7 protein-coding genes are annotated in these 7,666 nt (G+C 69.5%); 5 read left to right on the plus strand and 2 right to left on the minus strand.

Annotated features, from left to right (window positions below; all coding sequences use genetic code 11):
• Both AB0C69_RS34315 and AB0C69_RS34320 read right to left on the minus strand, forming a co-directional pair.
• The coding region (locus AB0C69_RS34315) for a dTDP-4-dehydrorhamnose 3,5-epimerase family protein (protein ID WP_360359197.1) at positions 1-343 on the minus strand (343 nt) is incomplete at its 3' end.
• A 39-nt stretch (positions 344-382) separates the two neighbouring features.
• Positions 383-1,111: an FkbM family methyltransferase gene (locus tag AB0C69_RS34320; protein ID WP_345182015.1), complete on the minus strand. Its 729-nt coding sequence runs from the start codon at positions 1,109-1,111 to the stop codon at positions 383-385.
• A gap of 180 nt (positions 1,112-1,291) precedes the next feature.
• Here AB0C69_RS34320 and AB0C69_RS34325 point away from each other — a divergent pair, with 180 nt between their 5' ends.
• The 5 genes from AB0C69_RS34325 (at position 1,292) to AB0C69_RS34345 (ending at position 7,008) form a co-directional block, all read left to right on the plus strand.
• Entirely contained in the window at positions 1,292-2,794 is a 1,503-nt protein-coding gene (locus AB0C69_RS34325) for a radical SAM protein (RefSeq protein ID WP_360359200.1), read from the plus strand.
• Positions 2,795-2,941: 147 nt separating this feature from the next.
• Complete coding sequence (locus tag AB0C69_RS34330) at positions 2,942-3,592, plus strand: winged helix-turn-helix transcriptional regulator (protein ID WP_345182019.1); 651 nt, start codon at positions 2,942-2,944, stop codon at positions 3,590-3,592.
• Positions 3,593-4,226: 634 nt separating this feature from the next.
• Positions 4,227-4,706, plus strand: a complete 480-nt coding sequence (locus AB0C69_RS34335) for a hypothetical protein (RefSeq protein ID WP_360359203.1) — start codon at positions 4,227-4,229, stop codon at positions 4,704-4,706.
• Between the two features lie 5 nt (positions 4,707-4,711).
• Positions 4,712-5,992, plus strand: coding sequence for an AarF/UbiB family protein (locus AB0C69_RS34340; protein WP_360359206.1), 1,281 nt, complete (start codon positions 4,712-4,714; stop codon positions 5,990-5,992).
• 617 nt (positions 5,993-6,609) lie between these two features.
• Positions 6,610-7,008 carry a transposase gene (locus tag AB0C69_RS34345; RefSeq protein WP_360359209.1) on the plus strand — a complete coding sequence of 133 codons (399 nt, stop codon included), beginning with the start codon at positions 6,610-6,612 and terminating at the stop codon, positions 7,006-7,008.
• Positions 7,009-7,666 lie beyond the last annotated feature (658 nt).

The following is a 7,666-nucleotide window of genomic DNA, read 5'->3' on the forward strand; positions in this document are numbered from 1 at the left end:
TGTGGCGGACGTAGGCGGGCGGGCGCCAGCCGAGGATGCTCTCGACCATGTTCACCGCCTGCCTCGCCTCCGCGACGTCGTGGACCCGGACGATGTCGCGCACCGCGCCCCTGACGCAGGTGACGTACTTCGCCTGTCCGGGCGGGACGGCCACGCCGCGGATCCCGCGGAGCGTGTTGCGCCGCGACGTCGAGCAGTTGATCTGGCGTGGGACGAACGGGCGCCCCAGCGCGGCCTCCAGGACGTCGGCGCGCATGACCTCGAAGAAGCCGCCCCGCCGGTCGGAGTGGTGGTCGGAGGTGAAGACGTAGGCCCCGGGGACGGCCGTCTCACTGACGTGCATGGGGCGCCGATCGTGGCAGTCGCATCGTGGGGCCCGCCCTCAGCTCGGGTCGGCGCGGTACGCCGCGCGCAGGGTGGTCGAGGGGGCCAGCCAGGCCATGTCGGCGACGTTGGCCCGTGCGTGGGTCCAGTTCGCCACCAGCCGCCAGCCGCGGTCCTGCATGTAGGCCGCCACGGCCTGCCGGGTCGCCCCGCGGCGGTAGCGGGCCTCGGCACTGCCCTCGATCACGGCCAGGTCCAGCCGGTCCAGGTCCGCGCCCGCGAGCACGTCCAGTTCCGCGCCCTGGGCGTCCACCACGAGCACGTTGCAGCCGTCCTGGACCTCGCGCACCGGGACGACCTCGGTGGTGTCCAGCCGGGTCACCGTCATCGGCGGCAGCGGCGCGAGCAGGCTGGCCTGCTGGTCGTACTCCGTGACGTGCAGGGTGGCCGTCCCGCGCTCCCGCCCCGCCGCGGCCATGACGACCTCCTGGGAGGGCCGGCCGCCCTCCGGCCGGCCGGACAGGTGGCGCCCGAGCTCGCGGGCGAGCGCCGCCGAGTGGTCGCGATTGGGCTCGACCATGACGAGCCGCCGGAAACCGCACCGGACGAGCGCCGGCACTTCCTGTCCGACATGCGCCCCGACCTGCACCACGCCCACCGGTGCCACGCCGAGCCGGTCCATCAGCCCGGGGAGCTGCCGCTCCCATCTGACGTACACCGGGGCGGCGGACCGGTCGATCTCGGTCAGGGCGTGGCCCTGCGAGGCGGGGGAGGACCCGTGGGACATCGACGTACCTCCAGAGAAGACGGACACCACCGCGCTATTAACTTTAGAAGCATATAGTACAGTGAGATGGCATGGCGGGCCCGGGCGGTCCCCGGGGCCGCGTCCGCGGCGTGCGGCGGCGGCGAGTCCGCCGGCGGAACGCCGGGACGGACCGGGACGCCGTCGGTTGAGGAGTCATACATGGCCTTGCGTGATGTGCGTGTCCTGCTTCTGTACCCGCCGAACCAGAGCGCCCCCGGGACGGTGTGCAAGCCGAACGGATCGCTCGCCTACCCCAACCTCGGCGGCGCCCTGCGCGACCACGGCGTCGACGTGCGCGTCTTCGACGCGTGCGTGGGCGACGACTCCGACGAGCTGGCAGGGCTGTTCGAGAGGCCCGTCCAGCTGCCGAGCGGTCTCCTGCGCACGGGCGTCAGCGACGAGCGGATCCTGGAGGAGGCGGCGGAGTACGACGTCGTGGGGATCACCTCGATCTTCACGGACCAGGAGACGATGGTCCTGAACTGCGCGCGGCTCATCCGGGCGGCCTTCCCGGAGAAGATCCTCGTCTCGGGCGGGGTCAACGCCCGGTCGCGGCTGCCGCAGTTCTTCCAGGCCGGTTTCGACGTCGTCTGCCTCTCCGAGGCCGAGGGCACGATCACGAGGATCGTCGACGAGGTGCGCAGGTCGGCCCGCCCGGACTTCGCCGGGATCAGCGGCGTCGCGTTCCGGGACTCCGGCGGGATCCGCGTCAACCCCGCGCGCCCGGACGACGTGGTCTGGGATCTGGACGCCCTTCCCATGCCGGCCTGGGACTTGCTGCCGAACGAGCGGTACTGGACCCTCGCCCGGCCCCACTCGGGCGTGTGGGAGTCCGGTACGGAGCTGCGCTACGCGGACATGATGACCTCGCTCGGCTGCCCCTTCCACTGCGCCTACTGCCACATCGCGGGGGAGCAGGAGGGGAGCATGAGCGGGCCGATCGGGCGCTACCGCACCAAGTCGGACGATCGAGTGCTGCGCGAGCTGGACGTCCTGAAAGGGCTGGGCGTGGAGCACGTGATGATCGAGGACGACTCGCTTCTGGGGGAGAAGAAGCGCGCCCTGCGGCTGCTGAGGAAGATCCGGGGCGCCGGCGTCGACATCTGCGATCTGAACGGCATCAACATCATCCACCTCCTCAAGCGGTGGAAACCCGACCACGAGGTGCTGGAGGCCCTGGCCGAGGCCGGCTTCACCCAGCTCAATCTTCCGTTCGAGTCGGGCAATCTCCGGATCCTGCGCAAGTACGCGAGCAACAAGCTGAACATCGAGATGGCCGACATCGAATCGCTGATCGTGGCCTTGAAGGACTACGGTTTCAAGATTTTCGGCAACTACATGATGGGGTACCCGGACGAGACCCTGGAAGAGATCGAGACCACGATACGGCTGGCCCGGGACCACGTTTCCTACGGCCTCGACGCCGCGAACTTCTTCATCGTGGTCCCGCTCCCCGGGACGCCGCTGTTCGACACGGCGATCTCCGAGGGGTATCTCCGCAGCGACTTCGATCCGGACACGATGAACATCTACCGGGCGAACATGTCCGGAACGGTGGTGCCGTCGCAGGTCCTGGAGGAGCTGCGCAGCCGAGCCTGGGAGGAGGTCAACTCCCCGACGTGGAAGAACGCGAAGAAGGCCTGGGCCGCGACGGAGAGCTGAGGGCCCTCGCGCGGGGCCGGCCGCCGGAGGTCCGTGAGGAGCGGGCAGGCGGGAGAGGACGCGCCGCCCCGCCACGGCCGAGGTTCCGCGATGCGCGGCCAACTGGGTATACACTTCTAAAGTGAACCTGGGAGGCGGTGCGGGCACGTGAATCAGCGTCGGAACTACGGGCAGTACTGCGGCCTCGCCGGCGCGCTGGACATCGTCGGCGAGCGCTGGACGCTGCTCATCATCCGGGAACTGCTCACCGGGCCCTGCCGCTACAACGAGCTTCTGGCCAACCTGCCCGGTCTGGGGACCAACCTGCTGGCGGACCGGCTGAAGTTCCTCACCGAGGTCGGGATCATCCGGCAGCGGGCTCGCGAAGGTTCGAAGGTGCGGGTGTACGAACTCACCGAGCAGGGGCAGGGCCTGCGCGAGGCGGTGCTCGTGCTCGCGCGGTGGGGGCTCGGCGTGCTCACGGAGCCCAAGGCCGAGTACATCGTGCGCCCCCGGTGGGCGGTTCTCGCGGTGGAGGCGATGGCGGCCCCGACCGTGGACGGCCCCGACGAGCAGTACGAATTCCGCATCGACGACGACGTGTTCCACATCACGGTGCTGGACGGCAAGGTCGCGGTCGCCCATGGGAAGGCGCCCGACGAACCGGCGCTCGTGGTCCACACGGACGCGGTGACCTTCGTCGACATCGGCGCCGGGCGCCTCGACCCGCTGGAGGCGACGCTCACCAAGCGGATCGTCATGGAGGGCGACGAGGACGCGATCATCCGCTGCTCGCGCCTGCTCGGCCTGGTGGCCTGAGAGAGCTCCCTTCCCGGGAGCGCCGGCGGTCGCCTTCCGCTCTTCAAAGGCACATCTCGATAGCCCGCACCCCGTGCCGGTAAAACCCCTTGCGACCGGAACCCCGGGCCTCGATGCCGCGTTCTACGGCGGATCTTCCGCTGCCGCGCCGCCGGCCGCGCGCCGGACTTGGAAGTCCTATCTTGACGCCGTCGCGGCGATAGCTTTTACTGGCGGCGAGCGCCTCGAATTCCGTGACGGCATGACGACGACGTTGCACCGGCGCAGAGTAATGAGCCCACTACGTGATCGCCATCGACATGAGACCACCAGCCGATTCTGACCGCCGATAGGACGGAAAGCGAACAGCACGGTCGCGGCCGTCATCGGGAAGGTGCCATCAGTGGACCATGCGCGCATGACCAGGTCGGTTCGTCCGAATCTCAGCGCGGGCGGCCTGACGTCATACGGCTTCGCCATCCAGGCCGCGATCGGTCGGCGGCCCATGCGCTATCTGATAGGCCGCCGTTTTGTCGACCACTCGGCGGTGACGGCTCTATTCGTTCTGCAGCCGCAGATACTTGCCGGAAGTCATGTCTGGATAACCGAGGACCCCGCTCTTGGGAAATGTGATGTGGAAACACATATACCCACGATGAGGAATTCGGTGCGCCTGGTCGAGCGGTATCTGTTCGACTGCCTTCCGCTGACCGACATCGGATATCTGGATCTCATGGCCTGGCGCTATCCCGGACTGGGCTCCACTCCCGAGGACGTCGAGGTCGACATGTCCTGGAGCCGGTGGCCGGCGGCCGAGCCGCGGTGCTATCTGGGACCGGTCACCACGCCCGGTCTCAGCGTCACCGAGGCCATCGACCGCGAGACGGGAATGGTCGTCGCGCGCTCCGTCGAGCGTCTCCGGCAACCGCTCCGCCGCTGGGAGGTCGTGGAGATGGGCCGTCCGGACGTGGGCGGGCTGCCCGAGCGGGTCCGGGCCTCCCGCATGCGCACCGGCGGCTGGACGGACTTCCGCCGCGTCGGGGAGCCGGTCCCCGTCCCGCAGGGGGCCTTCGACGCCGGGCCCGCACGACTCCGGGAGGCGCTCGAGCACGGGCTTTCCGGAAAGGCGGCCTGAGAGTGGTGGATCGTGCCACCGCCCGCTCCCTGGCGGCGCGGGCCTTCCGGTTGGGCGCGTTCGGGGGAGCCGCCGCGGTCCGTATGGCGGCCATCGCCGCGACGTCTCCGAGGAGCACCCGCGGGCCGCGGCTGGCCGCCGAGGCCGCGCGCCTCCTGGAACGGTTGGGCGGGGCCTTCGTGAAGGCCGGGCAGATCCTCGGCACCCGCGTGGACCTCGTGGGGGAGACGGCCGCGGCCGCGCTCGGCAGGCTGCACGACAGCGTGGAGCCGATGGCCCCGGCGGAGGCGCTGCGGACCGTCCGGGCCGGGCTCGGCCGGACCCCGCCCGAGTTCGTGAGGGCGGTCGGGGGGCCGTCCGCGGCCGGCGGCTCGATCGCCTGCGTGTACCGCGCGCAGCTCGGGGACCGGGCGGTGGCGGTGAAGGTCCGCCGCCCCGGCGCGGGCGCCGCGATCGCGGCGGACATGGCGGTGCTGCGGTTCGCCGCCGGGGTTGCCGCACGGATCCCGGCGCTCCGGCGGGTTCCGTTCATGGAGATCGTCGACCAGGTCGGCGACTGCCTCATGGCCCAGCTCGACTTCGGCGCGGAGGCGGCGAACCTGCGGCGGCTGCACGACGATCTGGCCGACATGCCGGACGTCGTCGTCCCGCGGCCCGTCCCCGAACTGAGCGGGGACGGGGTCATCGCCATGGAGTTCATCGAGGGCCTGGACCGCGACGTGATCGAGACTCTTCCCGCGCGAGTCCGCGAAGCGCAGATCACCGCGCTCGTGCACGCCGTCTACCGGATGCTCTTCGTCGAGGGCTTCGTCCACGTCGACCTGCATCAGGGGAACACCTATTTCATGCCCGACGGCACCGTCGTGCTCCTGGACGCCGGTCTGGTCTTCCGTATGGGCCGCGAGGCCCGGGAGAGGTTCACCGGGTTCTTCGCCGGCATGATCCAGGGAGACGGCGAGGCGTGCGCCGACATCCTGCTGTCGACGGTGCGGCGCAGGGAACCGGAGACGGATATCGCGGCCTTTCGCGCGGAGGTCTCCGACCTGGTCGTGCGAAATGCCGGAATGGTGGCCCGGGACTTCGATCTCCCCGCGTTCTGCATGGATCTGTTCGATCTCCAGCGGAAACACCGTCTCCACGCGGAGCCGGAGTTCATATTCCCCATGCTCAGCCTGCTCACATTGCAGGGTGTGGTCAAGCGTTACCATCCGATGATGGACTTCCAGTTGGAGGCCGCGCCTTTCGTGATGCACGGCCTGCTTGTGACGAGCGGCGTTACCGGATGAGGGGTCGTCCCTGGCGGGCACGCACGGGGTGAGAACCGGCCGGTGGGCGTCCCGGGCCCATCGGCGTCGCACCGCGGTCCGCGGGCCCGGCCGTGAATGGGAAGCCCCGCAGCTTGATCTCATCGACTTTATGCGGGCGGATTGCCGGCCACGGGATAGGCGGCAGGGCACGGCATTGACGACCGTGTGCATTCTCTGCCGGTGAGGCGGCCCCGTGGTCGGAACCAGGCGGTCCGGCAGGGGAATTAGAGGCAGGTCCCAAGGCGGCCCGCTCGCCGGCGTCCCGAATCCCGGCGCGCCACCCGGCACCGGCTGCCGGAGCAGGTCCGCGCCCCGGTGGCCGCCATGAGGGCCGGCCGCTCGGCGCCGGCCGCGCAGGCCCGGGCCTCGAACCTCGCGATTTTTCGCTGAGCCATCGCGCCCGGGCTCGACGAGCGAGATCACGCAGAGCCGAACGCCATTGAGCTGATCTTTTGTGGTGAGACAACTTCATAGCGTGGCTTCGCGCTGTTCGGGCCGACGTGAACAGACCGCGTGGCTTCCCTCGCTTGTCTGTTCGAGACTACTAAGAGCATGTCTCATGTGGCTCGGTCGCGGATGCGGCATGATCGGTGATCGTGTTGTCGGACCTTTCGATCCGGCTGGTGCCGGATGAGCTGTGGGAGATCGTCGGCCCTCTGATCCCGGAGTTCGCGCCGCGGCGGCAGGGCGGCGGGACGGCGCCGGTGGACGACCGGACGGTGTTCACCGCGATCGTGTACGTGCTGACCAGCGGGTGCGCCTGGCGGCATCTGCCGGCCGAGTTCGGGGTCAGTGTGCCCACCGCGCACCGGCGCTTCACGGCGTGGACCGGGGCGGGGCTGTGGCCGCGCCTGCACCGCGCCGTGCTGGCGGAGCCGGGGGCGAGCGGGCAGGTCGGCTGGGTGTCGGCGATCGTGGAGGCCGCCGTCGCCCGCTCGGAGGTGCGGGGACCGGACCGTCCTCGCCCGGCGCCGGAAATGCCCCACTCCACGTGAGACACGTTTGAAAGGTCAATGTTCCAGGCGCATCTCGATGAGATCACCTCGGCAAGGCGTTAATCACCGATACGCCCTATTGACAACCTGCTGAAATAGTTTGACGATGACCATCATTGCTGCTCACTCCGACGGCTGGAGACGATCGCAGGTGGGCGGCCGGCGGGCGTTAGGCGCGATCGAAGGGGGGCGGCCGACGATGGCGGGCGATCGGAGGGGGCCGAACTCAAGTCTCTCGGGGATTTCGCATTCGCCACGGCCGAGAAGATTCTTGAAAGCCGTGGTCGGCAGATTCATCTCCAGTTTCTGACTTGATTCGGCAGAACGCAGCGTCTCGCGACGGTTCGGGAGGATATTCGTGTCCGGCTCCGGGAATGGGCAGCGCTACACAACGCCTCATCGGTCCCCCATTGAAGAGGCGAACCGCGTCTCCGCGGCAAGAATGGTTCTCGACCAGTCGGCGAGGCCGCGGCGGAGCGGATTGGAGCTGCCTCCTCGGCTTCCGTTCGAGACATGGCAGCGGATCGGACGCCAGATATCCCTGATTTCGGACTGCTCGCGCTGGTGGCTCGGCGACGACATGCTCACCCTCGCCCGCGCCAACGCCGCCCAGGCCGGAGCCGACAACGCCCACTTCTTGCGCGGCCACATCGACGAC

The sequence above is a fragment of the Actinomadura sp. NPDC048032 genome (assembly GCF_040653175.1).
GTDB classification, from domain to species: Bacteria; Actinomycetota; Actinomycetes; order Streptosporangiales; family Streptosporangiaceae; genus Spirillospora; species Spirillospora verrucosospora.

Coding starts and splice junctions, on each gene's coding strand:
- AB0C69_RS34325 (WP_360359200.1), top strand. CDS start 1,292: ATGGCCTTGCGTGATGTGCGTGTCCTGCTTCTGTACCCGCCGAACCAG.
- AB0C69_RS34320 (WP_345182015.1), bottom strand. CDS start 1,111: ATGTCCCACGGGTCCTCCCCCGCCTCGCAGGGCCACGCCCTGACCGAG.
- AB0C69_RS34335 (WP_360359203.1), top strand. CDS start 4,227: ATGAGGAATTCGGTGCGCCTGGTCGAGCGGTATCTGTTCGACTGCCTT.